Source organism: Algoriphagus sp. Y33, from assembly GCF_014838715.1.
In the GTDB taxonomy this organism is placed as follows: domain Bacteria; phylum Bacteroidota; class Bacteroidia; order Cytophagales; family Cyclobacteriaceae; genus Algoriphagus.
The window spans coordinates 3,437,218-3,463,973 of record NZ_CP061947.1; the positions used below are offsets into that span (position 1 = coordinate 3,437,218).

The following is a 26,756-nucleotide window of genomic DNA, read 5'->3' on the forward strand; positions in this document are numbered from 1 at the left end:
ATGCATTTATTTAGTATCTTCAAAAGATGAAAAAAGAAAAAAAACTCATCCGCTTTCAGAGCATTTCGGAAATACACGAAGCTTGCGGTTTTCCCAAGCCGAAACATCCACTGATCAGCATAACACGCTGTGGCAGCAATACCCACTTCGACCTGGGTAATGGCCCTGTGTATGATGTGCTGAATTTCTATAAAATAGTATTGATTACCGACCGTCAGGGAAAAATGAGATACGGCCAAAGTCACTACGATTTCAACGAGGGCAGTTTGATGTTTTTGGCACCCAATCAATTAATTGGATCTACCGAAGACGATCATGTGGCAAGTGCGCGAGTTTTGTTGTTTCATCCTGATTTTTTGCTGGGATTTCCATTGTCAAAAAAAATAAAACAGTATCAATATTTCTCCTATTCAGTGAACGAGGCATTGCATTTATCCGATCAGGAGAGAGAAGTAATGCTGTCACTTTTCAAACTAATTGAAGAGGAATTGGGCAGCCGGATTGACGAATTTAGCCACGAAGTTGTCATCGCGCAATTGGAACTACTGCTGCACTACGCCAACCGTTTTTACAACCGTCAATTCATCACCCGAAAAGCTGTCAATAATGATATTCTTCAAAAAACCGAAGCCATTTTAGATGACTATTTCAACAGTCAAAAAACCTTGGTTGAGGGCATCCCTACCGTTCAGCATTTAGCTGAAAAGCTCAATATTTCAGCAGGATATTTAAGTGATACGTTGCGTTCGCTAATCGGACAAAATGCCAAACAATACATCCATTACAAACTCATCGAAAAAGCCAAAGAAAAGCTTTCCACCTCTGAATTATCTGTGAGCGAAATTGCGTATGAGCTCGGTTTTGAGCATTCACAATCCTTTAACAAACTTTTCAAGCAAAAAACCAAGCAAAGTCCACTGGAATTTCGGGCAGGTTTTAATTAGTTAGCGGAACTTTGAGTATCTTTTTTTGATATAGAAATGAAAATTCCAACTCCTAGACAACATCATCTGCCAATAGTCCAACCGTAGTTGGCTCACTGCTTATATCAATGCCCCTTGCGGCCACTTTTGGTGGCAGGGATATATAAAACAACTTCTCATAGTTGTTTTAAGGCTATTTTCCAGCTGCTCATTGAATTTTACATTTTATACAATTTTGATGTTTTCAATGGACGCTGCCTCCCCCTACAATACTCATGAGCACATCAGCTTGTCCCCTGTCACAATCCTCTTCTCATCTAAGGCAGAATTCTCCTATAATTCATCAAGCCTGCCCATCGCCTTCAAACCTATCCATACTTACATGTCCTTGCTGGCTAATTCCCTTGCCGAGCAACACATTAAGAAGGGTCTGAAACAATATACGTAGGTCGAGTAAGAAATTGATATGGTCAACATACCAAACATCCAGTTCAAATTTTTTCGCCCATGAAATGGCATTTCGCCCATTCACCTGTGCCCATCCCGTCACTCCGGGACGCACTTCATGCCTTCTGCATTGCTGCGCTGAGTACAGACATAGATAATCCTCCAGCAAAGGCCTAGGGCCCACCAAACTCATATCCCCCTTGACCACATTGATCAATTGGGGAATCTCATCAAGTGAAGTTCTACGTATCCAAGCCCCAAGTCCTGTAATCCGCTCAGAATCCGGCAGCAACCTTCCTTGAGGATCGATGCCGTTAGACATAGTCCTGAACTTCATTATATTAAAAACAACACCTCCTCTGCCTGGACGGGCTTGATAAAAAAACGGTGCACCCTTGTGGTGAATACTAAGACATAGATAGAGAACCAGAAAAACAGGCGATAAAACTATAAACATAATAGAAGCCAAAACAACATCCATGCTTCTCTTTACACCCCCCTTGTACACGTTAAGTAGCAGTTTTTATTAATTTCTCCTGTATAATCTCCGCAATCATCTCCTGGTCTTCCATTGTAAGGCTTACAGAACTTGGAAGACAAAGTCCCCTTTCAAAAAAACCGGCGGCAACTCCCCCACCATAGTACATGTATGAATTAAATACAGGCTGGGTATGTAAAGGTTTCCAAAGAAACCTGGTTTCTATACCGTGATTGAAAAGCTCTATTCTCAGCTCATCATTGGAAAACCCCGTTCTCTCTTTGTCAATCAAAATAGCCGTAAGCCAGAAATTCGAAGAAGTCTCTTCCGAATCACTTTGAAATTCGATTCCGGGAATGTCTTTTAATAAGCTGCGGTATCTTTGATTTACAGCTCTTCTTTTGGCTACAAATCCATCCAGTTGCTCCAATTGAGCCAATGCAATCCCTGCCGTGAGGTTATTCATTCTATAATTATAACCTATGTCTTTATGCTTGTAATAGTGGATATTTTCCCTTGCCTGAGTAGACAGATATTTGGAACGATGAAGGGCATCACTGTCTTGGCACACCAGAGCTCCCCCTCCGCCTCCACCGGTGATTATTTTGTTTGCGTTGAAAGAAAAAACACCGATTTGTCCCAAAGCCCCGCAGGATTGGCCCCTATATAAACTACCGACAGCTTCAGCCGCATCTTCCAAGACAGGGATTTCATATTTTTTTGAGATCTCCATTATCTCATTCATTTTCGCAGGCATTCCGAATAGATGGACAACTACGATCGCCTTAGGCTTTCTTCCCTTTGAAATCTTATTTAGGATGGCATCCTCCAATAACTCCGGGCACAAATTCCAACTATCCCTCTCACTGTCAACAAAAACAGGTCTGGCTCCAAGATACATAATAGGATTGGCAGAGGCGCAGAAAGTAAATGACTGGCATATAACTTCATCTCCGGGCCCCACACCCAGAAGTATCATAGACAGATGCAGTGCTGAGGTGCATGAATTCAGTGCTACAAGTGGATGAACTTTTAATTTATCAGCTAGCTCCAGTTCGAATCTATCTAAAAATCTTCCGCTCGTAGCTATAGATCCGGAGTTTATCACCTCCTGGGTATATGAATTTTCATTGCCTTCAAAAACGGGAAATGATAAGGGAGTCTTAAAAGCCATGTGAATATCTTGCTGTAATCATCTAAACATACACTTTATGAAGCATAATGCAAAAAATCCGAAGATAATTTCAGGCTAGGTATCCTCTCTAATTATCATTATAAATCAAAAAAAATCACATTGAGCATCCTCCAAACTTTCGTGCCCAGAACAAAAAAATAATTATAAAACAGCTCCAATAGATAAGACCATTAAGCAAGGTGTACCGCTAATTCAAGTTTAGTTTTGAATCCATAAATTCCTTAGTTTTAAGCTTCAACTCGGCTTTTTGCTTGCTAGACAGCCCTTTGATTTCTAATACCCTAGGCTGTACAGCTACTTTTTTCCTTACATATTTTAATGTAATCGAATCAAGTCTAAGTCCCAAAACAATGGCCGTTACCGTGATGATGGGTAGAACTATGTTGTCAGAAAAATCTTTAAAAACAAAAACCAGTGCTATAAACGCAAACTGTAGTGAAGCTAATAGCAAAGTAACCTTATCGTGCCTCAACCCCATTCTCATCAGAAAATGATGCACATGTGACCTATCAGGGGTCATAGGCCCTTTACCTTGGGATATTCTACGCATGAAGACCCGTCCCATATCGTAAAGAGGAAACATCATCAGAGCCACTCCGGCAGAAAATGAAGGGGCGAATTTCCATGCACTGCCAGCAGGCAAGGCTTCATTCCTCTCCATAAAAGCAAGAATCAATGCTCCCATCGTAAAACCCAAAGTCAGGGAGCCGGTATCTCCCATAAAAATCCGGGCGGGATGCCAATTAAAGGCCAGAAAAGCCAATATGCCCCCCAAGAAAGTAAAGCTGATCAACGCATAACTATCCAAATCATGATACAAAAACCAAGCACCGAGGAAGGAAAACACAATTGACGCAATAGTTCCGGCCAACCCATCCAACCCGTCTATCAGATTAAATGCATTTGTCAGGGCTAATAACGTAAAAGCGGAAAAGAGGTAGCTGACATAAAGATTAAGTTCTCCAATGCCCAGAAAACCATGAAAATCTTTAATTCTGATGTCAGAAGCACCTATAACCAAGATGACTGCGATGAGTTGACCAAGGATTTTGTGAGTGGCCTTCATCTCCACCAAATCATCCCTAAAGCCTACCACAAACATGATACAGATAGCACCGAGAAGGTATCTGATATCAGGAAGAGGATATTGTCCCCCCCAAATAGCCAAGGCTACCGTCACTGCTGCCACAAAACTTACTCCTCCCATTGATGGGATAAAAACCTTATGGATTTTTCTGCCTCCTGGAGTATCCCCCAACCTCATTCTTTTTAGAAACGTGATCAGGATGGGGGTTATCAAAAAACCCACCGTAAAGGCAGTAATTGTGGCTAATAAAAAAAACATAGTCGGCTGGTTAAAACTTTACAAGTTTATGGAAAATCATAGTAATTCGTTAACTAATTAACAAATTTATAAGAAAGACCGGAATTAATAAGAAAGCAGAACAAAGGATTGGGAAACATACGCTTCAGCAGTAGTGGATTTATCTTGCAGGTTGCAGTTTTTGTCCGTTCTACCCGAAACTCATTAGTTTTAGTAGTAACCTACGTCGATCCTTTTCGGGAAGGGGTAAAATCACCATTCAACGCATATGCCTTTTATGCTACCCTGAAAAGTCAGCTCTTTTACGTTACGTTCTCAACGTCTTAGAATACGGATTTAAATCACTAGTTATACTACAGAAACCATCTACCCAAATTACACTTTTTCGTCATTTTGCCTGCCCAATATTCAAGTATTTTCCGGAGTCAATGCCATTATCCGGGCTCACGAATTATCGGGAGCCTCAGTTCCCGGCATCAAAGGTAGCCTCAAATTCCTCAAAACAACACCTTTTCCCTTTGCCAAATTTTGCAGCCGTTTTCCTGCTACTATATTTTAATTAGAACATACGGAATGTCTCCAAGAAATGCGTGAGATTTCATAATACCGCTTTCTTAATCAACACCATAAGTCAGCCCTGAACATATAAACACATACGTCCCAGACACCTCTTCCGGTTGATCTAAAGCATCACAAATATCCTTGGCACTTTGATAAAAGTCCTATTTTAAAACAGCTAGCTTTTCCGGCACCCTAGATAACAAAATCCACTTTCAACACCTTCTCCTATGAATTCTTCTAAAAGCAACTTTAATCCCCTTCAAGACAAGACATATAGAAACAGGCAAACTAAGTCTCTTTCCAACAAGCAAGTAGCAACTCCTCCCCCAGCCATCTGCAGGAAGTGAAGCAAAAAAACACCAATTTGCCCTAAAAATCCACAGTATTTTCCCGTATAGCTGCCTTCCAACGGCTAGGACAAAATCTTCCAAAACAGAAATTTTATTTTTTTATGAAATGCACATTATCTCCTTCATTGAGCATACTCATCTTCCAAAGTCAATGATTTAGCAATATCGGGGAAGAGCTGAAAGGGGATTATCAAACAACAGCCCAACGCACAAGCCTCAAACTTATGGCAAGGTTAATGTCACTGAATAGTGGTAAAAAACTTCTACATTAATTTTAGCATGTACCCGCATCAAAAATTACAATTTTAAGTATTCACAAATAATCAGCCCGATATTTTGTGGAATCATCAAAAAACAAGACCTTTGACTGTCCCAAAATAGTTTAATTCAATTTTTTATTAGAGAAACCAACCACCATATGACCAACTATTTACGAAATAAGATTGGGAGTTTCGAATTGTACGTTAATTCCCGAGAGCAATTTCAAGAGGGAAATGAATCCATTGTATCCAGCAAGCTGAACTGGGTGAATCTGACGCTTAAAAGATTCATCGATTTATTCTGTTCAATCGGCTTAATGCTCGTAATTGGCTGGTGGTTGTTTCCAATTATTGCAATTCTGATCAAATTGGATTCTCCTGGACCTGTATTCTTTAAGCAGCAAAGAGAGGGAATTTATAACTCTACCTTCAGATGCTACAAGTTCCGCTCCATGGTAGTGAATAAGGATGCAGACCTCAAGATGGCAACCAAAAATGATCCCCGTGTAACCCGCGTAGGCAAATTCCTACGAAAGTCCAGTTTGGATGAGCTTCCACAGGTATTGAATGTAATCTATGGCAATATGTCTTTGGTAGGCCCAAGACCACATATTTTAGCCCAGAATGATGCACATGCCGCAGAAATTGAAGGGTATAAAAACCGTCATTTAGTAAAACCGGGGATCACAGGTCTAGCCCAATCCAGAGGATATAGAGGTGAAACGAGCGAATCGAATTCTATGTATTTCAGGTATAAGTTGGATATGTATTATATCAAGACATGGAGTCCAATGCTTGACTTGCAGATTATTTGGATGACTGCTAAAGCGATTATCACAGGGCATGAAAATGCTTTTTGAGTTAATCGTTCATTTCCGCATACACCGAGAAAGGGAAGCAGATGCTTCCCTTTCTCGGTTTTATATGTAAAAAACCTTCGAGGTTTTGGAAACCACGAAGGTTATAGGGTAATCTCCTCGCCGACGTTCGTGTCGTCATAAATTTGCGCCGCCGTTCGTGTCATCATAAATTTGTGCCGCCGTTCGTGTCATCACGAACGGCCTCAACTAATTCGCAACAGCAGTCGGGAGACTGCATTTCAGTATGCACAAGGAGTTTTTCACGGTGTATGGGATTAATAATTTCCTCGCCGCCGTACGTGTAAAAATGGAGAAATCCGGGAAATCAAACCATTTGTGGAGACGGAAATAGTGGCGAAAAATTCAGTTAGTCAGCACAGACAATCACCTTGGTAAATTATCCAATGACAAAATACAATTTTATGTATTCACAAAAATATCTGATATCTGTTGCAAAATCGACAATAAATAAAGATCTTTATTGCACCCAAAGTAATCAGTTACTGATATTTTTTACGACAAGAGAACAAATCTTATGACAACAAATTATTTACTCCAAAAATTTGGGCCTAGTGAATTGTACGTAGAGTCCAACGCTTTATTCAATGAACAGAATGAATCCATTGTATCAGAAGATATGAATTGGATAAATTTGACATTTAAGAGATTTCTTGATTTATTCTGCGCTATTGGGTTTATGCTGGTAATCGGCTGGTGGTTGTTTCCGATCATTGCCATTTTGATCAAATTGGATTCAAAGGGGCCTGTATTCTTTAAGCAGGAAAGAGAGGGTATCTATAATTCCAGATTCAACTGCTACAAGTTTAGATCTATGGTGGTCAACGACGAAGCTAACGTGAAGATGGCTACCAAAAATGATCCTAGGATTACAAGAGTGGGAAAGATTCTAAGAAAGACAAGTTTGGACGAACTACCCCAAATTCTGAATGTGATTTATGGCAATATGTCCATAGTCGGACCCCGCCCACATATTTTGGTACAGAATGATGCGCATTCACAAGAAATTGATGGATTTAAAAATAGACACCTGGTAAAGCCGGGAATCACTGGACTGGCTCAGGCAAGGGGTTATAGAGGAGAAACCAATGCATCGAATTCCATCTATTTTCGCTACAAACTGGATATGTATTACATCAAAACATGGAATCCGAGGTTGGATCTTAAGATCATATGGATGACAGCCAAATCGATTATCACAGGACATGAAAATGCTTTTTGAGTTAATCGTTCATTTTCACATACACCGAGAAAGGGAAGCAGATGCTTCCCTTTCTTGGTTTTATATGTAAAAAACCTTCGAGGTTTTGGAAACCTCGAAGGTTTTAGGGTAATCTCCTCGCCTCCGTTCGTGTCATCACAAATTTCTGCCGCCGTTCGTGTCATCACGAACGGCTTCAACCGGACACTTGAATAAAAATTACCCCGCAGGGGGCATCGTCTGGAAATGAGGGCTCGTACAGTAGGTGGAAAGGTCAAAGGGGTTACCACGGTGTGTCAGAATAGCGCTTAGCGGACTTACTTTTAACAGTAGAAAGGGTTAAGGATTAAAGTTTAAGGGTTAAGGAGTTTCTCACGGTGTATGGGATTAATCCTTAGCCGATTAACTTTTAACAGTAGAAAAGTTTAAGGATTAAAGGTTAAGGGTTAAAGGGGGGGACCACGGTGTGTAGGATTAATAATCCCTCCCCGACGTTCGTGTCATCACAAATTTCTGCCGCCGTTCGTGTCATCACGAACGGCTTCAACCGGACACTTGAATAAAAATTACCCCGCGGGGGCATCGTCTGGAAATGAAGGCCGTGCAGGAGGTGGAAAGGTCAAAGGGGTTACCACGGTGTGTCAGAATAGCGCTTAGCGGACTTACTTTTAACAGTAGAAAAGTTTAAGGATTAAAGGTTAAGGGTTAAAGGGGCGATCACGGTGTGTAGGATTAATAATCCCTCCCCGACGTTCGTGTATGCACAAATGTGCGCCGACGTTCGTGAGACTTGCACAGGATCCTCGTGTAAAAACCTTCGAGGTTTTGGAAACCTCGAAGGTTATTGGATAATATCCTCGCCACCGTTCCTTGCCACTAGACATTTCTCGCCGCCGTTCGTGTCATCACGAACGGCTTCAACCGGACACTTGAATAAAAATTACCCCGCAAGGGGCATCGTCTGGAAATTAAGGCCCGTGCAGGAGGTGGAAAGGTCAAAGGGGTTACCACGGTGTGTCAGAATAGCGCTTAGCGGACTTACTTTTAACAGTAGAAAGGGTTAAGGATTAAAGTTTAAGGGTTAAAGGGAGGACCACGGTGTGTAGGATTAATAATCCCTCGCCGACGTTCGTGTATGCACAAATGTGCGCCGCCGTTCGTGAGACTTGCACAGGATCCTCGTGTAAAAACCTTCGAGGTTTTGGAAACCTCGAAGGTTATTGGATAATATCCTCGCCACCGTTCCTTGCCACTAGACATTTCTCGCCGCCGTTCGTGTCATCACGAACGGCTTCAACCGGACACTTGAATAAAAATTACCCCGCAGGGGGCATCGTCTGGAAATGAAGGCTCGTGCAGGAGGTGGAAAGGTCAAAGGGGTTACCACGGTGTGTCAGAATAGCGCTTAGCGGACTTACTTTTAACAGTAGAAAGGATTAAAGTTTAAGGGTTAAAGGGGGGGACCACGGTGTGTAGGATTAATAATCCCTCGCCGACGTTCGTGTCATCATAAATTTGCGCCGCCGTTCGTGTCATCACGAACGGCCTCAACAGGGCACTTGAATAAAAATTACCCCGCAGGGGGCATCGTCTGGAAATGAAGGCCCGTGCAGGAGGTGGAAAGGCGGCTTGTATATATTTTATCAATCACCAATCTCTCGATTGACCCGAATCGATAGCGTTGAGGCTATTATCTGTCTTACTTTTTGAAGGCAAAAAGTAACAAAAACCTTTGTCGCAGCAAAGCTTCCCCCCGCATACCGGCCGTCTGGCTCGCTGCTGCGACCACCCCACGCTCCCTCACACTAAACCAGGGTGCTAAAGCCAGATTGTCTAGTTTAGGAGGTAAAGACCGGAAGCCGCGTAAGTACTGGGACTTCCTCGCCGACGTTCGTGTATGCACAAATGTGTGCCGCCGTTCGTGTCATCACGAACGGCTTCAACTAATTCGCAACAGCAGTCGGGAGACTGCATTTCAGCCTGCACAAGGTCAGAAGACTTGCGCAGGATCCTCGTGTAAAAAACCTTCGAGGTTTCCAAAACCTCGAAGGTTTTAGGAAATCCCGATCAGCGAAAACAAAAAAAGGGAAGCAACAGCCTCCCTCTCTTATTATAACTCTTTGCAAATGACTAAGACTACCTATACAACACCTATTGGCTTAAGCCTTTTAACATCTTCTGCTCAAAACTGCCCAGCACAGCATCTTTTGCCAGGTGGTTAAGCGCATATTGCCGTGCATTTGCCTTGATCTGTTCCGAATCCATACTTTCCAGACAAGTAACAATCCCCTGATATAATGCCTCTACAGAGCCGGGTTCTATAAGAATTCCCATCGTATACTTATTGACAACATCATAAAGACTGGTACCTTCCACTGCCGTAATCAAAGCCAATCCCCCTGCCGCCAGTATTCCTGTCAATTTGGAAGGCATCACCAAGTCAGAAGCCTCTTTCTTTTGCAATACCAAATGGACATCCGCCACAGCAAGTAATCTGGAAAGATCCTCGTAGGGCTGCAGTGGAAAAAAGCGGAGGTTATCCAATCCCATCTCAGTAGCGGCTTCCTCCAGACGTTTCTTTGCCCCTCCATTTCCCACAATGACAAATTGAACATCCGGCTGCCCCATAAACCTTAACGCTACATCCAGGATATATTCCAAGCCCTGTTTTTCTCCCAAGTTTCCGGAATACAGAATTACCTTGTCAGACAGGTTCAATCCGAATTGTTTCCGTAGCGATTCTTCCTTGGACATGGGAGTGATAAAACCCGAATCCACCCAATTGGGAAATAACCATTGCTTGTCTTTCGAAATACCTTTTGAGGCGATTTTCCTTTCCATCCCCAGGCTAATGGTACTGACAACATCACTTTGCTTAAAATAAAACTTCTCAAAAGCAAACATCAAGTTGATCATAGCCTTACTGTTGATAAGACCCAAGTCATTTACCACATCCACCTGAAGATCCTGCACATGGCTGATCATCTTACTTCCACGGAACCACTTTACCAAAAGCGGGTAGATAGTCAGGTGAAAAGGAGGATTCAAACAAATGACGTAATCAAATTTCTTTTTAAACAACAGCTTTAACCAAACCGGAAAAATAGTACCCAAGAAAGTGATCTCATGGAGTACTTTCCTCAGGGCACTGGGATCCTTCGGTATGTACAGGGGACAACGCTCCACGGTGACACCATCGATTAATTCAGTTTTCCAGAAATAGGCAGGATAACCCGCTGCAAGCTCCCATTGGGGATAGTAGGGATGTGCGGTGACCATGGTGACCTGATGGCCTTGCTCTGCCAAGAAAGAACACATTTCTCCGGTGTACTTTCCTATTCCTGTAAGGTCGGGGGAGTAATTAATTCCAAAGACTAGTATGCGCATTGGGAGTATTTAACCACAGAGGTCACTGAGATAGCACAGAGATACACTGAGGAAGGGTGGGTTAAGGTTAAAAGATTAAGGGTTAAAGGTTATGGGTTAAAGGTTATGGGTTAAAGGTTATGGGTTAAAGGTTATGGGTTAAAGGTTATGGGTTAAAGGTTAAAGGTTATGGGTTAAAGGTTAAAAGTTTAAGGGTTAAAAGGTTAAGGGTTTCTACTGAGCATGGGATTAACGTTGAACAGGTTAACTTTTAACATACTTGCGGTCTCTGTGTAACTCTATGAAACCCTCTGTGCAACGCTGTGTTCCCAACTCACTTAAATAGATAAATCAAATTCACCTGGGTGCTGGTGGAGAAGAGATTGTTCTTTTCAGGGAAATCCACATCACGTTGACTTCCCAACTCCTGGGACCAGTAGTAATTAGAAGCATAGGTAAACAGCATTCTACCGGAAAAAATCAAATTGCCCCATTGCCGGTCAAACACAGGACCCGCAGTCCAATCAATCCAGGGCTTATAGCCATTTTTTGCAAGATCAGCCGTATCGTAGAAATCGGCAAAAGGAGCACGCCGCTCCAGGTATATCCCGATTTTATTTACGTTTTCTACCAGTGATACTTCTACCATTTGCACATTGGCTCCCATGCCTATCCCAACACCCATGGCTTGATCCCAGTTGGTAAAGCCTCCAATGGTTCCGTTTGTATGCCAGGGAGTGGTGCTATTTGCCCTTGTGATCCAGTTGACTGACTGTGCCTGCTGGGTCATTTCGGAGCGGATCTGAATCAACTTGTCACCATATACCGGAAATACCTTATTTAACCCAAGCAGGTAAGCTCTGGAATGCGCCGGGCTGATAATCAGATCCCTCATATTTAGGGAATGGTCTCTTCTTCCAAATTCCCCATAAAATTCCAGTCCGGCTTTAGGGATTACCTGTCTAAAAAAAACCGTAATCTGCTGATCCCTGCCTCTATCCGATTCTCCGATCAAGTCAGATCCTACGGACTGCTTGGTCACTCCCCAGAAGACGGGAAATACATCAATAAAACTCTTTGTATCAACTGAATCTCTAAAGGTCTGCACCGTACGGGTGGCTCCGATATGAAGTCCTCTTATCCACTTGGGTTGAATAGAAAACGTCAATGCATTTAAATAACGATATCTATTCCTGTGCTGTCCTCCAACAAGACTATTTAAATTGTCTTGCTGTAAAGGCGCATACTTCTTTGATTTTGGAAAACCGGAAATTAACTGAAACTCAAAGCTGCCAAAGAAGGTTTTTGCCGGTCTATGCGTTCCTAGGGTAGCATGTAAAAACCCAGGTGCATTATTGGAAAAAGTCAATGCATTCCATTGACCGGGTCCCCACCAGAGATTCCGGGTCGAGATACCAGCCTCAAAAGCACCAATTTTACCAACGACTTTAGATTGACCCCATCCCACCCTAGAAAACCTTCCATTACCATAGGTTTCCGGCTGATCACCACGTCTTAATCCCTGATAAAAAACAAAATTAACATTTTCTCCAATTAGGGGGCTATAACCCGTATAGGAAGAGTTTTGCGCTACATTAACTTCAGGCTGAATATCTATGTCAAAAAACTTATGAGTTACATATGCCCCTGCTGATGCATATACCTGTCCTCCTTTGCCCGGTATCATTCCTTGAGGACTAAACCAGTACGGTCTTTCCGAATTAAAAAACGTACTTACTCTAATAGGCACCAAACCAACTTTCACTCTACTCTCATCAGCAAGGATACTAAATCTAAGTCCATTTCGCTGTACATAGCCAGATTGTATCGTACTGGAATCCGATATGGGTGGAATTAACTGTGATCTTCGCTGAGCCTCTTCCAAAACCGGATAGCCCGCAGGAAGGCTTTGTGCATATAAATCTCCTACTGCAACAATAAGAGAAATAATAAATATGAAACGATTAACAAAATTTGGCATTGCTAAAGATAATTTCACTTCCACCTTAATCCAACATTTTCTGCCGGATTACCTCTAATAATTGAGTTATGGGGCACAGACTTAGTGACTACAGAACCAGCAGCCAACACAGTATCAGTACCGACTGTTACATTAGGCCCAACAAATACAGAAGCACCAACCCAAGCACCATCCATCAAGGTAATAGGTCCATTTCTATAGGGCATAGCAGGATCCCGGAAATCGTGGTTTCCACCACAGAGAAAAGCCCGTTGACTAATACAAACATTATTACCTATAATTAGAGGTTCAAAGTTAAGCAGAAAAACTTCCTCCCCTATCCATACATGATTTCCAATTGACAGCTTCCAAGGAAAATGAATATTTACACGCGGTTTGATAACAGCTCCAACCCCTACTTTAGCACCAAATACTTTCAATAAAAAAACTTTAACACCGTTTGGAAAAGGAAGTGCACTTAAAAAAAACACTATTTTGGTGAAATACCAAAGGATTTCTTTGGGTTTACTTATGCCTCTGTCAAGTCCAGTTGGTTTAAAATCTTCGAGTTTTACTTTCGATTGCATTATGTATCTATACAACTAAAACAACCCCATTCTTCACAAATGAAAATTATGGTGAATGTCTTTCTTTGAAGTTTAATTATTCCCTTAATTACCTGTCAAGACACAATATCTATGTCTGAACTCATCGTCTAACATCTTCGAGCAGGAAGAAGCACAAATGGTTTGCAAGTGCAATATAATTGATTACAAAAAAAATCTAATTTCAAAGTCAAAGTGAAATACTAACAGATTTATTTTTATTCTGCCCGCAAATCTATCTTACCCAACTGAAGCACCTCCAATTCGAAAAGTTATATTTTAATTGTCTTTTAGTTGTTTAACTTCCAAACTTTTAAATCATCAAAATATATCTGAAGAGATTTCTTATTCTTCAGCATAAAATCGCTAATCACATCTGAAGTATATAGCTTCATTGGACTCCAAAAATTAAAACTCTGCTGGTTTTCATAATTTAGACTCTGTGTTGCACCCCTTATATTAAAAATCACTTGCTTCTCTCCGTCGTCGGATGTAACTGCCATATAAAACAAGCCATTTTTACTATCGCCAGCTTTAATGTGATATTCAAACGTAAGCCACTTGCCATACGGAATTACAAATTTTTTATTCGTCTTTTCCCACTCCGTTTTAAATATAGCACCTGTGCCTACCGTGGGGCTCTGTTTAGAATACGTTACCGATTGGGCATCAACTTTAAAGCGAAGTACTTCATTATTACCTTCATCCTTTACAGCCCGAAGTGAAACCCTGTAAACGTTCGGGGTATTCCAGTCTTTGGGCGCACTGTTCCACCATTCTGCTAGTACGAGCCAAGTAAAAGCATTTTGGTATTGTCCTAAATGCTCCATATCAGGACTGAAAAAAACACGAACTGTCTGCTTTATTTCTTTGAGGTTTGGAACAGATGAAAAACTTGCTTGTACCCTTTGACGAGCCTCTAAACCTGTAGAAGAAATATTCATATCTAAAACATTATTATTTTCATTCAAAGGGTCTGGAACAACTCTTGCATAGCGATTTTCCACACTTCCCTTTGAATACTGAAAACTTAAGTTCTGGGAGTTAAACGAACCACTACTTTTAATTCTGTCTAGAATTGTACTACTTTCTATGCCTTCTTCAAAATCATTCTCATAGATAAGAGTCTTTACCTGAGTCAATGAAGCACAAGCACAAAAAATAAAAACTAAGGAAATACCAAAATATTTCATTTTTTAAAATTTCACTTTTCTCATAGAATTAGTTTATTACTCAAATTTTTAACATTTCTCCATATAGAATTCTAACATATTTTTCTTCGTCTTCGATTGTTACAAATATTTTTCTAATGAAATTTGTAGGAACTCCTCCTACAACCGCATACGGTTCTACATCTATTGTACCAAGAGAACTAGCCCCACCTAAACTACCTCAAGCAATCATTAAATTTAACTCAATAAAAATTGAATTACCTATCCAAATACCGCCCACATATTTATTTCAAACAAATACAACATCCCCAAATTAAATGGATAAGGAAAGGAAAAAGAGGAAGAAAAAAATACCTTAATAATATAACAAGCAAATTACTTCATTCCCCTAGAATTACAACTTCAATAAACTAAATAATTAAAATATTAAAGACAGACACTATAGAAATATTATTCTGATGCATGTTTATCAATTCGAATAGGTTTATTTCTAACATTTTTCAGAACAGGTCCATCAAGCATCAACAGATGAACTCTTTCATCCTCTTCTCTAGAAAATCTTTTTCGGATAAATTTAGCTGGAACACCTCCGAAAATAGAAAATGGCGGTATGTCTTTAGTGACAACAGAACCTGCAGCTATAATACTCCCATCTCCAATTGTAACACTTGCCATAACGATAGAATTAGCTCCAATCCAAACATCTCTTCCTATGGTTGTTCTACGCAACTTGGGTCTTCCAGAAAAAGTTGAAGGAGTACCTGCTAGATTAAAATTATGATCATCTCCAATTATCTGCACATTCTGCGCCAACATTGTGTAACGTCCGATGGACACGCCAGGGTAAATGAGTCCACCAGGACCAACATAAGAGTATTCACCTGCTACTAAATCTTTACTTATGTTTGATTTCCCCCCTATGTTAAAAGTTGGATGAACATATTTCAGCCCGTATAAATAGCGTATTTTCAATCGTTTATAAAATCTATAAATATTAGCTAAAGTATCAATGTTTTTAAAAACCGTTAGTATTCCCATAGAAATTTAGTCTTTTAAAAGAACAGATTCTATAACACTTTTTTGATAATATGGATTATAATGTGTATCGATAACTGAGAAACAAGCCTCCATTATCTCTTTTGTTTTTACAGGATATTTTGCGAGCCAACAACAAATTGTTTCTGAGAGATTTTCTACACTGCCATATTCAAATAAATTTCCAGTGACTCCATTTTGTATTGCTTCTACCTCAGGCATTTGAACATCCAAATTATTGTGGGAAATTACCGGTACTCCATAGGACATTGCGTGCATAGCGGTAAGTCCCACTTCTCCTGGAGTAACACATAAATCAGCATAAAGAAGCGCATTTGCATTTATCTCTTCATCATATATTGCACCTAAAAATTTCACATTTTCATCCAACCCTAATTCTTTAGATTGTTCTACTAAAGTTGACTTTTCCTCTCCTTCTCCAATTAGCAATATATTGAAAGGTAATTTTCCATCTCTCCGCTTTAAAAAATATTGAGCATCAATTAACATATCAATTCGTTTAACAAAATTCAACCTTCCAATAAATACAACAATAGGGATATCTGCAGAAGAGAAGTAAGATAATCTATAATCCTTTAATTCCTTTTCATCCACCAGCTTTCGCAGTTTTAAACTTTTCTCATAGTCTAAAGAATTATAAATAACATGCATTCGAAAGTCAGGCTTAACCTTATGTTTCCTTAAAATTGATAAAGCCCTATTACCATAAAGAAAAAAACCAGTAGCCATTTTATAAAAAATATTCAATTTTAGCCAGTCCACTTTTGTAGGTTTATCCTTGTAAACTCCGTGCATCCAGAAATAAGCTTTTTTACCTCGTAACCGTACAATTGCTACTGCAAGCCAAGTTGTTATAAAATATGGAGATCCCAAAAAAATATACGAATCAAAATCCGATTTTAATGCTATGGAAATTAACCCAGACTGCCATAGGAACTTTTTATTTACTAACCAATGATTCTTTAAAAACTTCCATCGCAATCCTCCCTTTTCAATGGGTAAACTGGACAAATTACTATCAATTCTTTTTATAGGAATTTCGCTGTCGACTCCAGAATACAATGTAAACTCAACTTTCTTGGATTGCATAAGTTCCAAAAAAATAGGCAATCGATAGGAAGCAAAATAGTGATATATGATAGCTGTTTGGTGCATTTAACGAGTATTAAAAAAGGTTCAAATCGAATTCATAAGGGCTGATCCCTCCGCGGTTTGTCATCAGATTATATGCAAAATAAAAGAATGCATAAACAAACACTCCAAATTTTGCCAAATTACGTCTTTTTCCATTAAATTGGTAAACATAGTAGACCAGTAATAATATTTCTAGCTGAAAACCATACAACACAAAACGACTAATAAGCGGTATAGATGTGTAAAGCAAGTTTGCAATAACTAAATTGAAAAATAAAATATTCTTAAAAAGGGAATATATTGAATCTTTTAAGTGATAAAAAATAAAAACACAAAAAATATTCTTAGGAAGAATATATAAATATGCATTAAATTGATTAACAACGACATCTGTTTTATAGTCAGAATAATGAGCATATTTTTCAAAAGGCAACAAACTAATTAAATTTGTTATTGCAGAAGTTTGTGAGCTAAACAAACCAAAAAGAAAAGTACTAGCTAATACCGGAATTACAAATTTACGACTTAATCCTATCTTAGCCGCAATGAAAACAATGGGTAAGAGAAATAATGTAGAATAATGCACCACGCAAGCTATAATCCCGCAAAATAATGCCTTGGTATTTTTTTTATCAAAATTAAAAAAACATAGTGCCAATACAACCCAGGCTATTGCAACACTTTGCTTAATGAGACTAAATGACAAGATATAACTGTATAACAGAAAATATATCAACATTGCAAATAATGGATCCGGAGTGTAATTTTTAAACACATAATACATCGGAAATACTGTTAATATGGCAATTACTAGCAACATGCCAGACCAACTGTCATATAGAAGCATCATAGTGTAATTCAACACTAACCATCCCACGTCCCACTTAAATAAGTGCCCTACAAAAGTATCAAACCGAAGATCATATTCAAAGCCCCTTTTATAACCAATATGATCAATGCCTACACTTTCTGCACGTAATGCGCTTACCAAAATAAGGATAGTAGCTAAAATGAAAAGAAAAATAAAAGAGTTGCCATTACCCTTTAAGAGATAAAACAGTAAAAGCAGAAATAATAAAAATAAATAAATACCCATTACTTACTTTTCAAAAACACCTACTAACCGCCTATTAAAAATAACTTTTTGGTCATGATTTACCTGCCGCAATTTAAATTGGTTTTTATCAATATCGTCAAAAAGTATATCTAAATGTTCTTTTGAAATTTCATCATAAATTTGCTCTTGCATCCCAATACTATTAAATATATTTCTGATTTTAAGCGTTTTTAATTGATAAAATTCGAGAGCCATAGGTATGCATTCAAAAGCTTGTCCTAATAATAAAACATGCAAACGATTACTCAATAAAAAAATTTTATCTTGATAATAGTTTCGATCTTCCCATTTCAAAACATTTTCTCTAAAATGCGTAAATGGCGTTTTAAATTCGAAAAACAATTGCTGATTGAAATCTTTATCGCGCTCCACTTGATAAAAATAATCTATATCGATTTGCTTCTCAGTAAAATACTGCACGAATCTTTTTACGGATTCCTTAATTTTTTGGTTTGGCCCATCTCCCATATCACGAAACGAAATCCCCACTCTGTTTCTTTGAACATCCTTTATTTCAATATCCATCATAAAGCACATATCAGGTGAATAATCGGCATTTGAAATACCAAGTTTTCGAAGTATACTAACATTTTCCTTGCTTCTCACATAAATTCCATGTAATACTCTACTATATAACTTAGCAATCGATTCATCAAATTTTGAAGCCAAAATAAAATCGTTCCCAATAAGAACCGATTTTGCGCCCTTTAGCTTCATTGTAAAAAAGATAATATAAAATAGAAAAGCTCTTACTTTCTCGTTCAGAGTTACTGAACCACCAAACGGACCGGGACTCTTAAACACATAATCGAATTTGAATTTTCTTGAAAATAGTGATAGGAAAAGTCCTTTCCCTTTTAGACTAATGTTGCTAACTTCTGACAATTCACTTGAATTAGGATGTTCTAGAAGAACTGATTTAAATGCCTGCGGTACATTTTTAGTATCCAGATACACCTTACCATATTTAGCCAATTCATCTACAAGACACTTGTTTATCAACAAGTCACCCATATTTTCGTATTGTGTAGCAACTATGTAGAGTATTTTTTTCATTTCTATATTAACTTAGATATAGCATTACTAAATTCGGAATAATTCCTATCTGCATCGAAATTATCCTTCCAATATTCCTTTACTTTCATATTATTTATTGATTTCTCTATCAAGACACTGTTCAAAGCATTAACCACATCTTCAATAACAGGGTTATCCGATAAGAGGATGCCAGTCTGCTTCACAACTATTTCACAGCTTCCCCCCACGTTTGTAGCAATTACAGGTATGCCGAACGACTGCGCCTCCATAATAGAAACAGGAATTCCCTCGGAACTGCTCAAGTTTATGAATAAATCGGTTGGTTCCATCGCATAATGCTCATAAATCTGACTATTTGCCACATTCCCTTTAAAATTGATAACCATGTTTTCAGGCGTTATCGCTTGTGCTTTTTTCTTTATAGTTAGAAGTTCATCTCCATCACCAAAGTGTGTCCATACGATTTTTCTATAAGGAACAGTCTTAGCAAAAGCAACTACCGAATCTAAAATAAAACCAATTCGCTTCATTGGATGAACACGGGAGACCGAAACAATAGTATGATTATTACCAATCGAATTTTTAGCTATCAATCCCCTATCGTACACACCCAATTTGGAAACCTTTATATTGGATTTTTGTGAAGAATACTTTCTTTCCAAATACTCCTTTCCGTTCAATGATATCGAATAAATACAATCAGTTTGTTCTATAGTTTTTTGACGATATACCCAAAATGGTAGGGTCGATTCTAACCCTTCATATATATCATAACGATGTGCTCTGGAAATTACTTTAAAGCTCTTTTCCCTTTGTTTTTTAATTTCTGAAAATGCCAATGGTGCCTCATTGAACCAGTATGTATAAACTATATCAGCACTATCTAATCCTTCCAGATTTGAAAAAAAATCGTAATATGCTAAATAGGATGAAACGTACTTAATTATCAATTTTAAATCGCTAACACTTTTTATTAATTTTAAATGGGAGAATATTGCTTTATACAAGGTAATAGAAAAAACAGTAGCTACAGATCTTTTTATTTTATTCTTAAAAACATACGAAAAATCATCAATAACCTTTACATTGCTAGGCACGTTACGCTTGTAATCTGAAATTTCGGTTGGAAAAATAATTACTTCATCAAACTTCTGTGCAATATAATCTATCTCTGATTCTATAAAAGCTTCTGTCGTATAATAAGGATATCGTCTGGTAATAAAAATGATTTTTTTAGACATTTCACTTGAGTTTGTAGAAATTAAGTTTATTTTTTAATGACCGTATGGATATAATAAAAGATTGTGCTTCCTTTTCACTTAATTTAAAAAAAAGTAAAATATTAGCTAATGTTAGCCAAGAGTAAAACCTCAACTTTAACTTCAAATTTAACTCGCTGGGATTATAATTATCTTTAACAAAATGTAAAAACTTTTTATAATATCCACTTCTCACCAAAATGATAAAGTTTGTAACCACGGTTCGTTGAAAATCATAATTAGAATTTAATATAACCGATTCAATACCTTCTCTATTTATTTTTTCTAAAATTTGTTCCCTTTGGTCATGCTTCCTAGATAATAACATCCGTAGTACAGAAATTCTACTATTTTTTTCAAAATTTTCCGGTTTAGCAGCCACACCATCTCCACGTTTAAACTGTTTATAATGAAGTGTATGTAAAATTTTGCCTTTACCAATTCTCAAAAATCTAAGAAACAAATCCCAGTCCTGTGTATTTGTGAAAATTTTTTCATATCCCCCAACTTGTTCATAGGTGGATTTTCTGAACATAGAGGCTCCATGCATTATCCTACAGTTTATTAAAAAATCCTCAATATCCAAATCTCCAGAAAATTCACTTTCTTCAATTTTAGCTAATGTTTCCTCATCATACCTTTCAAATCTCGATGCAACAACAACATAATCAGGATTTTCGTCTAAAAACTTGCTCTGCTCTTGTATACGTTCAGGCGAAGAAATATCTCCTGAACCGTGAACAGCAATATATTCACCTTGTGCTAAATCTACTGCCTTTCTTATAGTATTTGTAAAACCCATGTTTGTGTGAGTTATTACACGTACCCTTGGATCAGTATAACTATTAAATTTCTCAACAGTATTATCGGAAGAGCCATCATCAACGAGTAATAACTCGAAGTCCTTAAAAGTCTGGTTAAGAAGGCTTTCAATAGATTCATCCACACAATATGATCTATTGTAGTAAACTGTTATAATTGATACTTTTGGCTTCATTGCTTATATCACTCTTTGTTCTACTTCTAATTTTACCTGATGCAAATTGTAAACCCTCCTTTTTACTTCCTCAATAATTTCAAGAATATCAGATCCTGATGCATTATTAAAGTTAATGATAAAGCCACCGTGTTTTTCTGATATTTTTGCTCCACCTATGGTAAAGCCTTTCATATGTAACTCATCTATCAATGCGCCTACGTAATAACCCGATGGTCGTTTGAAAACGCTTCCAGCATTTGGGAAATCCTTGGGTTGTTTTGCCCAGCGTTGCGTCTTTAGTAGTTCCATTTTTTCCCTAATCTCTGTTTTTCCCTTTTTCTGCAATTTGAGCCATGCTTTTAGTACTATTTTATCAGTATTACGTTGAAAAAAACTATTACGATATTCAAAAGACATCTCTTCTTTAAATATTTCTTTTATTTGTAGGTCAGCCAAATCCAAATAACGAACCTTTACCAACACATCTTTGATTTCTTCACCAGAAGCACCTGCATTCATCACTATTGCGCCACCAAGCGAACTTGGGATATCATAAAATATTTCAACTCCACTCAACCCAACTTCAAGAGCCAATTGAGCCACATCCCACATCATAGCCCCTGCTTCAATTTCTAAAACATCGTCCTCAACTTCCACTTGATTAAAATTCCCATTAAAAAGCAACATAGGTTTCTCGTAATAGTCCTTTGAAAAAATAATATTGTGCCCACTCCCTAATAATATAAAATCTTTATTCAATGTAAAAAAAGAAACTATATCCTCCTCGCTTTCTGGGAAATAAGCAACTTTACAACTCGCTTTTATCTTATATGAGTTGTAAGATGTAAGATCTAAATTTTTTGTTATTTTCATTATTTCTTTTTTGGAATAAACTTATCTAACTTCGAAAAAATAACATTAAAATCACTTTTTCGAATGCCGAACAATTCCTTGGCAGGCACTTTTGTTTCTTTGCAATAAAAATAAGCAAACAGAATGGCTGCCACACTGTAGCTTATAGAGGAAGCAAATGAAGCACCATTAGCCCCATAATCTTGGATCCACAATAAATTCAGTACTACATTTATAATTAATGCAGGCACCATTGCTTTCATAGAAACCCAAGGTTTCCCCTTTCCTGCTAAATCCATATTCATTACCTTAAAAACAGTCAACAATAAAACCCCAGGTAATAAAATTTTTAAAACCGAAATACTATCACGAAACGCTTCTCCATACATAGTAATTATTACAAAATTAGACAGGAAAAACAAAACCAAAGATGCTCCTCCAACTATAACTAAAGAAACCCGTAACAATTGTGCCACCTTAAGCGAAAATGCATAACCATCTTTTGCCGAGGCACTTCGTGAGAAAATAATAGTACTTAATACCATGGGGATTTGCCAAAGATATTGAATTATTCCTGCTCCTTTTGAATAAATACCAAGCTCATAAGAAGTACTCAACTTATCCAACAGAATAACATCAACCTTATAGTTTAGATTAATTATTAATAATGCTATAGCATAAACAATACCCAAAGACAGCATTGACTTTATGACTTTGAAATCATATTTCAAACTAAATGCTTTCAAAAATTCATTTTTAAAAAGCATTAATATTGCCATAAATACCTGTCCGCCTACTGCAGCAATCAATGCTCCCTGTACCCCTTGCTTGAATAATCCGACCAATATTAAAGAAACAACTAATACTATAAATGGTGGAAGCCAGTTTACTTTATTGAAGGATTTCAAGTCATTTCTGCCCAAGAAAATCCCAGAATTATAAGTAATAAACAAACTAAACGGTACAGGTAAAAGTGCTAAAACAACCCAAAGGAAATTTTCTCCTGATTTACTAAAATAGGACATTAGAACAAAACAAATTATTAGCGAAACAATTGTCGTTAAACTCCAAATTTGAGTAATAGCTGTTTTTATTCTATCCTCGGAATAAATCTTTTTTCCTAAAAAATACGCTGTAGATTGCCGAATTCCTAAGGAACCAAATGACATAAACAATGAGGGATAAACAATAAGCCCTGCTATAATACCGTTCCCCTCTGGCCCAATAAAGCGCGCAGTCACAATAGAAGTGGCAACCCCAAACAATATAATGGCTACATTTGAGGTGGCAACCCGAGCCAAATCCTTTACAAAAGAACTCATTGCCCTTTTATTTTAAATGGGATTCCATATGCCACAGAGTTTGCGGGAACATCTTTGTTAATCAGAGAACTTGCTCCTATAACACTACATTCTCCTATGGTTAATCCACCTATAATTTTTGCACCAGCAAAAATTTTCACATTGTCCTTAACAATAGGATATTCTAATTTTTCTCCCAGCTTACCATGGCTTCCAAAAGTCACTTGCTGCCAAATCTTAACATTATTTCCAATTATCACTCCATCACCAATAACAATACCAATAGCATGCGGAAAACGGACACACTTACCAATCTGTGCTTTATAAGAAATGTCACATCCTCTTTTAGAAACAAGTTTATATTTATAATAAAGTGCCATCTGGCGAGAAAGAATAAATCTATTATAAAATAAATACTTGCCAATTCTATGGTTTAGTAAAACCCGAAACCCCGCACTATAAAAATAGCAGCGTAGAAAAGTTTTAAACGACTTTTTCGGCAAATCGTCCTTTATTGCTTGTATGGTTTGTTTAAGTGTTATCATTAGTTTATAAGCGCACACAGTTGACAGCTCGTAGCCAAAGTTGACAGATTGTGATATTTAGTTGTCGACTGGTTTGAAGTAGTACTTTTTTGGTTAAAAATGTCCAAGACCATCAGAATAACTTCTATTTTATTGATCTCACTTTCCTGATTAGGAAAGTATTGCCGCCGTTCATCCAAACGTGTAATAGAGAGGATACATACGTTGGTTTAAATAGAAATCCCCAAATTTTTCAGTTTTTCAAACAAATTTTCATAACCCCGATGTATTTGCCAAGAATTTTCTATTATAGTTTCGCCTTCAGCGGTCAGCCCGGCAAGTAACAAAGCAATTCCTGCACGCAAGTCAAGCGCCTTAACCTCTGCTCCAGCAAGAGGATTTCCTCCATTAATTACAAGAAGGTCACCTTCAATGGAATATTGCATACCCATTTTATTTAGCTCTTCAGCATACCCATACCTTCCGGGAAATCTCAAATCAACTATCTTGGATTCACCTTTTGACATAGCACCATATACTGCCAAAATCGGCTGCATATCGGAATTGATACCAGGATAAGGGCCTGTGCTTATTTCTATAGGGTATGGTGTCCCACCTTTTACTATTACGGAATCTGTGCCTTTATACCATCTAAAACCACTTTCTTTCAAAAAGATCAAGGGAACTTCTAAATGATCTATAGGGAAATTCTCAATTTCAACATCTCCATTGGTTATTACAGATCCAATTGCCCATGTTAAAGCTTCCATATTATCCGGTATAACGCTGTGAACAACTCCAGACAATTTGCGTACCCCCTCAATCTCAATTCTTTGTTGACCAAAAACTTTAATTTTTGCACCCATTTTGGATAACATATCGATTAAATCCATTATTTCCGGGCGGATGTGCGGATTCCATAGAACAGTACTTCCTTCTGCAAGAGAAGCTGCGATTATACTATTTTCTGTAGCACCTGTAGATCTCATAGGTAAATGGATACTATTGCCCTTCAATCTACCATCTTTAGCTTTAGCACATAAAAACTCATCTTCTTCCCATACTTCAGCGCCTAACCTTTCTAAAAGCATAACATGTAAATCATACTTACGCTCACCTAATTTACATCCACCAGGAAGTGGAACCTTTCCTTCACCAAACCTGGCTGTAAGAGCTCCAAGAATAAGCAGTGTATTACGGATAGATCTTTCTTTCCAATCGAGGACTGTGGTAGTATTCGCATCAGATTCAGAAATTTTCACATAATCTTCATTCGAATAATATTCTTTACCTAAAACCTTTAGCATCTCCAAATGAACTTGTACATCCAATAGTCCATTAGGAAAGTTATACAATTCTATATTCTCATCTGTAAGTATAGAAGCAGCTAAAAGCCGCAATGAGCTGTTTTTTGCTCCACTTACTTTTACTTTGCCTTGCAAAGTTCCTTTTGTAACTTTTAAGATATTATTCATATATTATTTATTTTAATATTAAAGACCCACTATTAACCTATTGAAAAAAGTTAAAACAATCAAATAAAATTTTACTCAACAATACAAAAATCAATATTCAACCAAGATTTTGTTCAACAATTATAAAGAAAAATAATACAACTAACTAGCTTACAAAATAACAACATACTCTCTTTTTAAAGGAGCTATTCATTCTTAAATAATTTGAAAATATTGTTTGTAACAAAATACTATGGCTATTAAAACACCAAATCACTTCAACTTTTATTTACTTTGTAGTACTCAACATACCATTTTACAAAATTTCCTATACCTTCCTTCAAAATAACTTTTGGCACATATGAGAATTTGTTTCTTAAATTATCTGTATCTGCATAAGTTATTTGAACATCTCCCGGTTGAGCCTCAACAAACTTTTTAGAAAGCACCATTCCTGTACTATCTTCAATCTGGCTAATAAAATCTCCTAGACCAAGGGGTTTCCCTTGACCTATATTACACACCTCAGCACCATCTATTTTTTCTCTCTGCTCAAATATTTGAATAATTCCGGCAATAATATCATCGATATAGGTAAAATCTCTTTTTTGATTTCCCTGATTAAAAACCCTTATTTCTGACCCCTCAAATGCGGCCTTAGTGAAGATAAAAGGAGCCATATCCGGTCTTCCCCAAGGACCATAGACCGTGAAGAACCTTAATCCTACTGAATTAATATTGAATAAATGGTGGTAGGTGTATGCCATTAATTCATTTGATCTCTTAGTAGCTGCATAGAGGCTGACAGGCTTATTACAACTTTCTTCTTCAGAAAATGGTTGCTTTGATTCCATTCCATATACAGAAGAACTTGATGCATAAATTAACTTGTCTATACTTTTATTTCGACAGAATTCCAACACATTCAAAAATCCTTCAATATTGGATTTAATATATGCCTTTGGATTTTCCAAACTATATCTTACGCCTGCTTGAGCAGCAAGATGAATTATTGCAGTTACTTTAAAATCCTTATCAAGTTTATCCCATAGTAAATCTTCTTCAATATTTGCTTTAATAAACGTAAAATTGTTAGTCGTACTTTTTAAAACATCAAAATTCAGAGATAGATTTGCTTCAATACCTAGCTGATTAAGTCTGCTTAGCTTAAGTGTAGGGTCGTAATAATCATTTAAATTATCAACACCGACTACATCATATCCTTGTTTTAAAAGTTCTCCAGTAAGATGAAAACCTATAAATCCTGCCGCTCCAGTTACTAAAATTTGCATAAAATTTCTCTAGCTATCTAAATGTTGGAT

21 protein-coding genes are annotated in these 26,756 nt (G+C 37.6%); 3 read left to right on the top strand and 18 right to left on the bottom strand.

Annotation, left to right across the window (positions count from 1 at the left end; all coding sequences use genetic code 11):
* Positions 1 to 26: 26 nt before the first annotated feature.
* Positions 27 to 944, top strand: coding sequence for an AraC family transcriptional regulator (locus tag ID165_RS13815; RefSeq protein WP_192085415.1), 918 nt, complete (start codon positions 27 to 29; stop codon positions 942 to 944).
* A gap of 322 nt (positions 945 to 1,266) precedes the next feature.
* On the opposite strand, the gene ID165_RS13820 is transcribed toward ID165_RS13815, so the two are convergent.
* From ID165_RS13820 to ID165_RS13830, 3 genes are all read right to left on the bottom strand, one after another.
* Positions 1,267 to 1,851 (bottom strand): sugar transferase, encoded by a 585-nt coding sequence (locus ID165_RS13820; protein WP_304503155.1) that lies wholly within the window; start codon positions 1,849 to 1,851, stop codon positions 1,267 to 1,269.
* Between the two features lie 28 nt (positions 1,852 to 1,879).
* The gene (locus tag ID165_RS13825; protein ID WP_192085417.1) at positions 1,880 to 3,022 is read right to left on the bottom strand and encodes a DegT/DnrJ/EryC1/StrS aminotransferase family protein; all 1,143 of its coding nucleotides are present in this window, start codon (positions 3,020 to 3,022) and stop codon (positions 1,880 to 1,882) included.
* 208 nt (positions 3,023 to 3,230) lie between these two features.
* Complete coding sequence (locus ID165_RS13830) at positions 3,231 to 4,388, bottom strand: glycosyltransferase family 4 protein (protein ID WP_192085418.1); 1,158 nt, start codon at positions 4,386 to 4,388, stop codon at positions 3,231 to 3,233.
* Positions 4,389 to 5,696: 1,308 nt separating this feature from the next.
* On the opposite strand from ID165_RS13830, the gene ID165_RS13835 reads away from it, so the two are divergent.
* Positions 5,697 to 6,398 carry a sugar transferase gene (locus ID165_RS13835; RefSeq protein ID WP_192085419.1) on the top strand — a complete coding sequence of 234 codons (702 nt, stop codon included), beginning with the start codon at positions 5,697 to 5,699 and terminating at the stop codon, positions 6,396 to 6,398.
* Between the two features lie 535 nt (positions 6,399 to 6,933).
* Positions 6,934 to 7,638 carry a sugar transferase gene (locus ID165_RS13840; protein WP_192085420.1) on the top strand — a complete coding sequence of 235 codons (705 nt, stop codon included), beginning with the start codon at positions 6,934 to 6,936 and terminating at the stop codon, positions 7,636 to 7,638.
* 2,130 nt (positions 7,639 to 9,768) lie between these two features.
* Here the strand turns inward: ID165_RS13840 and ID165_RS13845 are convergent.
* The 15 genes from ID165_RS13845 to ID165_RS13915 form a co-directional block, all read right to left on the bottom strand.
* A complete protein-coding gene (locus tag ID165_RS13845) occupies positions 9,769 to 11,004 on the bottom strand; it encodes a WcaI family glycosyltransferase (RefSeq protein ID WP_192085421.1) in 1,236 nt (411 codons plus the stop codon).
* A 313-nt stretch (positions 11,005 to 11,317) separates the two neighbouring features.
* On the bottom strand, positions 11,318 to 12,964 hold the full coding sequence (locus tag ID165_RS13850) for a capsule assembly Wzi family protein (RefSeq protein WP_192085422.1): 1,647 nt from the start codon (positions 12,962 to 12,964) through the stop codon (positions 11,318 to 11,320).
* 14 nt (positions 12,965 to 12,978) lie between these two features.
* Positions 12,979 to 13,530: a WcaF family extracellular polysaccharide biosynthesis acetyltransferase gene (locus ID165_RS13855; protein WP_192085423.1), complete on the bottom strand. Its 552-nt coding sequence runs from the start codon at positions 13,528 to 13,530 to the stop codon at positions 12,979 to 12,981.
* Positions 13,531 to 13,838: 308 nt separating this feature from the next.
* Positions 13,839 to 14,741: a hypothetical protein gene (locus tag ID165_RS13860; RefSeq protein ID WP_192085424.1), complete on the bottom strand. Its 903-nt coding sequence runs from the start codon at positions 14,739 to 14,741 to the stop codon at positions 13,839 to 13,841.
* 429 nt (positions 14,742 to 15,170) lie between these two features.
* Positions 15,171 to 15,758 carry a CatB-related O-acetyltransferase gene (locus tag ID165_RS13865; RefSeq protein ID WP_192085425.1) on the bottom strand — a complete coding sequence of 196 codons (588 nt, stop codon included), beginning with the start codon at positions 15,756 to 15,758 and terminating at the stop codon, positions 15,171 to 15,173.
* A gap of 6 nt (positions 15,759 to 15,764) precedes the next feature.
* Complete coding sequence (locus tag ID165_RS13870; RefSeq protein WP_192085426.1) at positions 15,765 to 16,931, bottom strand: glycosyltransferase family 4 protein; 1,167 nt, start codon at positions 16,929 to 16,931, stop codon at positions 15,765 to 15,767.
* A gap of 10 nt (positions 16,932 to 16,941) precedes the next feature.
* Positions 16,942 to 18,006 (bottom strand): EpsG family protein, encoded by a 1,065-nt coding sequence (locus tag ID165_RS13875; RefSeq protein WP_192085427.1) that lies wholly within the window; start codon positions 18,004 to 18,006, stop codon positions 16,942 to 16,944.
* Positions 18,007 to 18,009: 3 nt separating this feature from the next.
* Positions 18,010 to 19,083, bottom strand: a complete 1,074-nt coding sequence (locus ID165_RS13880) for a polysaccharide pyruvyl transferase family protein (RefSeq protein ID WP_192085428.1) — start codon at positions 19,081 to 19,083, stop codon at positions 18,010 to 18,012.
* A 2-nt stretch (positions 19,084 to 19,085) separates the two neighbouring features.
* Positions 19,086 to 20,306: a glycosyltransferase gene (locus tag ID165_RS13885; protein ID WP_192085429.1), complete on the bottom strand. Its 1,221-nt coding sequence runs from the start codon at positions 20,304 to 20,306 to the stop codon at positions 19,086 to 19,088.
* A 1-nt stretch (position 20,307) separates the two neighbouring features.
* Positions 20,308 to 21,321 (bottom strand): glycosyltransferase, encoded by a 1,014-nt coding sequence (locus tag ID165_RS13890; protein ID WP_192085430.1) that lies wholly within the window; start codon positions 21,319 to 21,321, stop codon positions 20,308 to 20,310.
* A gap of 3 nt (positions 21,322 to 21,324) precedes the next feature.
* Positions 21,325 to 22,176 (bottom strand): UDP-N-acetylmuramate dehydrogenase, encoded by an 852-nt coding sequence (gene murB / locus ID165_RS13895; protein WP_192085431.1) that lies wholly within the window; start codon positions 22,174 to 22,176, stop codon positions 21,325 to 21,327.
* Complete coding sequence (locus ID165_RS13900) at positions 22,176 to 23,477, bottom strand: flippase (protein ID WP_192085432.1); 1,302 nt, start codon at positions 23,475 to 23,477, stop codon at positions 22,176 to 22,178. The genes murB and ID165_RS13900 overlap by 1 nt, the downstream gene beginning before the upstream one ends.
* On the bottom strand, positions 23,474 to 24,001 hold the full coding sequence (locus tag ID165_RS13905; protein WP_192085433.1) for a serine O-acetyltransferase: 528 nt from the start codon (positions 23,999 to 24,001) through the stop codon (positions 23,474 to 23,476). Before ID165_RS13905 ends, ID165_RS13900 begins: the two co-directional genes overlap by 4 nt.
* 209 nt (positions 24,002 to 24,210) lie before the next feature.
* Positions 24,211 to 25,455 (bottom strand): UDP-N-acetylglucosamine 1-carboxyvinyltransferase, encoded by a 1,245-nt coding sequence (murA, locus tag ID165_RS13910; RefSeq protein ID WP_192085434.1) that lies wholly within the window; start codon positions 25,453 to 25,455, stop codon positions 24,211 to 24,213.
* A gap of 257 nt (positions 25,456 to 25,712) precedes the next feature.
* Positions 25,713 to 26,726: an NAD-dependent epimerase/dehydratase family protein gene (locus ID165_RS13915; protein ID WP_192085435.1), complete on the bottom strand. Its 1,014-nt coding sequence runs from the start codon at positions 26,724 to 26,726 to the stop codon at positions 25,713 to 25,715.
* Positions 26,727 to 26,756: the final 30 nt, after the last annotated feature.

What these genes read in the sequence shown, in the direction of transcription:
- ID165_RS13815 (WP_192085415.1), top strand. Translation starts at nt 27, where the DNA reads ATGAAAAAAGAAAAAAAACTCATCCGCTTTCAGAGCATTTCGGAAATA.
- ID165_RS13820 (WP_304503155.1), bottom strand. Translation starts at nt 1,851, where the DNA reads ATGGATGTTGTTTTGGCTTCTATTATGTTTATAGTTTTATCGCCTGTT.
- ID165_RS13825 (WP_192085417.1), bottom strand. Translation starts at nt 3,022, where the DNA reads ATGGCTTTTAAGACTCCCTTATCATTTCCCGTTTTTGAAGGCAATGAA.
- ID165_RS13830 (WP_192085418.1), bottom strand. Translation starts at nt 4,388, where the DNA reads ATGTTTTTTTTATTAGCCACAATTACTGCCTTTACGGTGGGTTTTTTG.
- ID165_RS13835 (WP_192085419.1), top strand. Translation starts at nt 5,697, where the DNA reads ATGACCAACTATTTACGAAATAAGATTGGGAGTTTCGAATTGTACGTT.
- ID165_RS13840 (WP_192085420.1), top strand. Translation starts at nt 6,934, where the DNA reads ATGACAACAAATTATTTACTCCAAAAATTTGGGCCTAGTGAATTGTAC.
- ID165_RS13845 (WP_192085421.1), bottom strand. Translation starts at nt 11,004, where the DNA reads ATGCGCATACTAGTCTTTGGAATTAATTACTCCCCCGACCTTACAGGA.
- ID165_RS13850 (WP_192085422.1), bottom strand. Translation starts at nt 12,964, where the DNA reads ATGCCAAATTTTGTTAATCGTTTCATATTTATTATTTCTCTTATTGTT.
- ID165_RS13855 (WP_192085423.1), bottom strand. Translation starts at nt 13,530, where the DNA reads ATGCAATCGAAAGTAAAACTCGAAGATTTTAAACCAACTGGACTTGAC.
- ID165_RS13860 (WP_192085424.1), bottom strand. Translation starts at nt 14,741, where the DNA reads ATGAAATATTTTGGTATTTCCTTAGTTTTTATTTTTTGTGCTTGTGCT.
- ID165_RS13865 (WP_192085425.1), bottom strand. Translation starts at nt 15,758, where the DNA reads ATGGGAATACTAACGGTTTTTAAAAACATTGATACTTTAGCTAATATT.
- ID165_RS13870 (WP_192085426.1), bottom strand. Translation starts at nt 16,931, where the DNA reads ATGCACCAAACAGCTATCATATATCACTATTTTGCTTCCTATCGATTG.
- ID165_RS13875 (WP_192085427.1), bottom strand. Translation starts at nt 18,006, where the DNA reads ATGGGTATTTATTTATTTTTATTATTTCTGCTTTTACTGTTTTATCTC.
- ID165_RS13880 (WP_192085428.1), bottom strand. Translation starts at nt 19,083, where the DNA reads ATGAAAAAAATACTCTACATAGTTGCTACACAATACGAAAATATGGGT.
- ID165_RS13885 (WP_192085429.1), bottom strand. Translation starts at nt 20,306, where the DNA reads ATGTCTAAAAAAATCATTTTTATTACCAGACGATATCCTTATTATACG.
- ID165_RS13890 (WP_192085430.1), bottom strand. Translation starts at nt 21,321, where the DNA reads ATGAAGCCAAAAGTATCAATTATAACAGTTTACTACAATAGATCATAT.
- murB (WP_192085431.1), bottom strand. Translation starts at nt 22,176, where the DNA reads ATGAAAATAACAAAAAATTTAGATCTTACATCTTACAACTCATATAAG.
- ID165_RS13900 (WP_192085432.1), bottom strand. Translation starts at nt 23,477, where the DNA reads ATGAGTTCTTTTGTAAAGGATTTGGCTCGGGTTGCCACCTCAAATGTA.
- ID165_RS13905 (WP_192085433.1), bottom strand. Translation starts at nt 24,001, where the DNA reads ATGATAACACTTAAACAAACCATACAAGCAATAAAGGACGATTTGCCG.
- murA (WP_192085434.1), bottom strand. Translation starts at nt 25,455, where the DNA reads ATGAATAATATCTTAAAAGTTACAAAAGGAACTTTGCAAGGCAAAGTA.
- ID165_RS13915 (WP_192085435.1), bottom strand. Translation starts at nt 26,726, where the DNA reads ATGCAAATTTTAGTAACTGGAGCGGCAGGATTTATAGGTTTTCATCTT.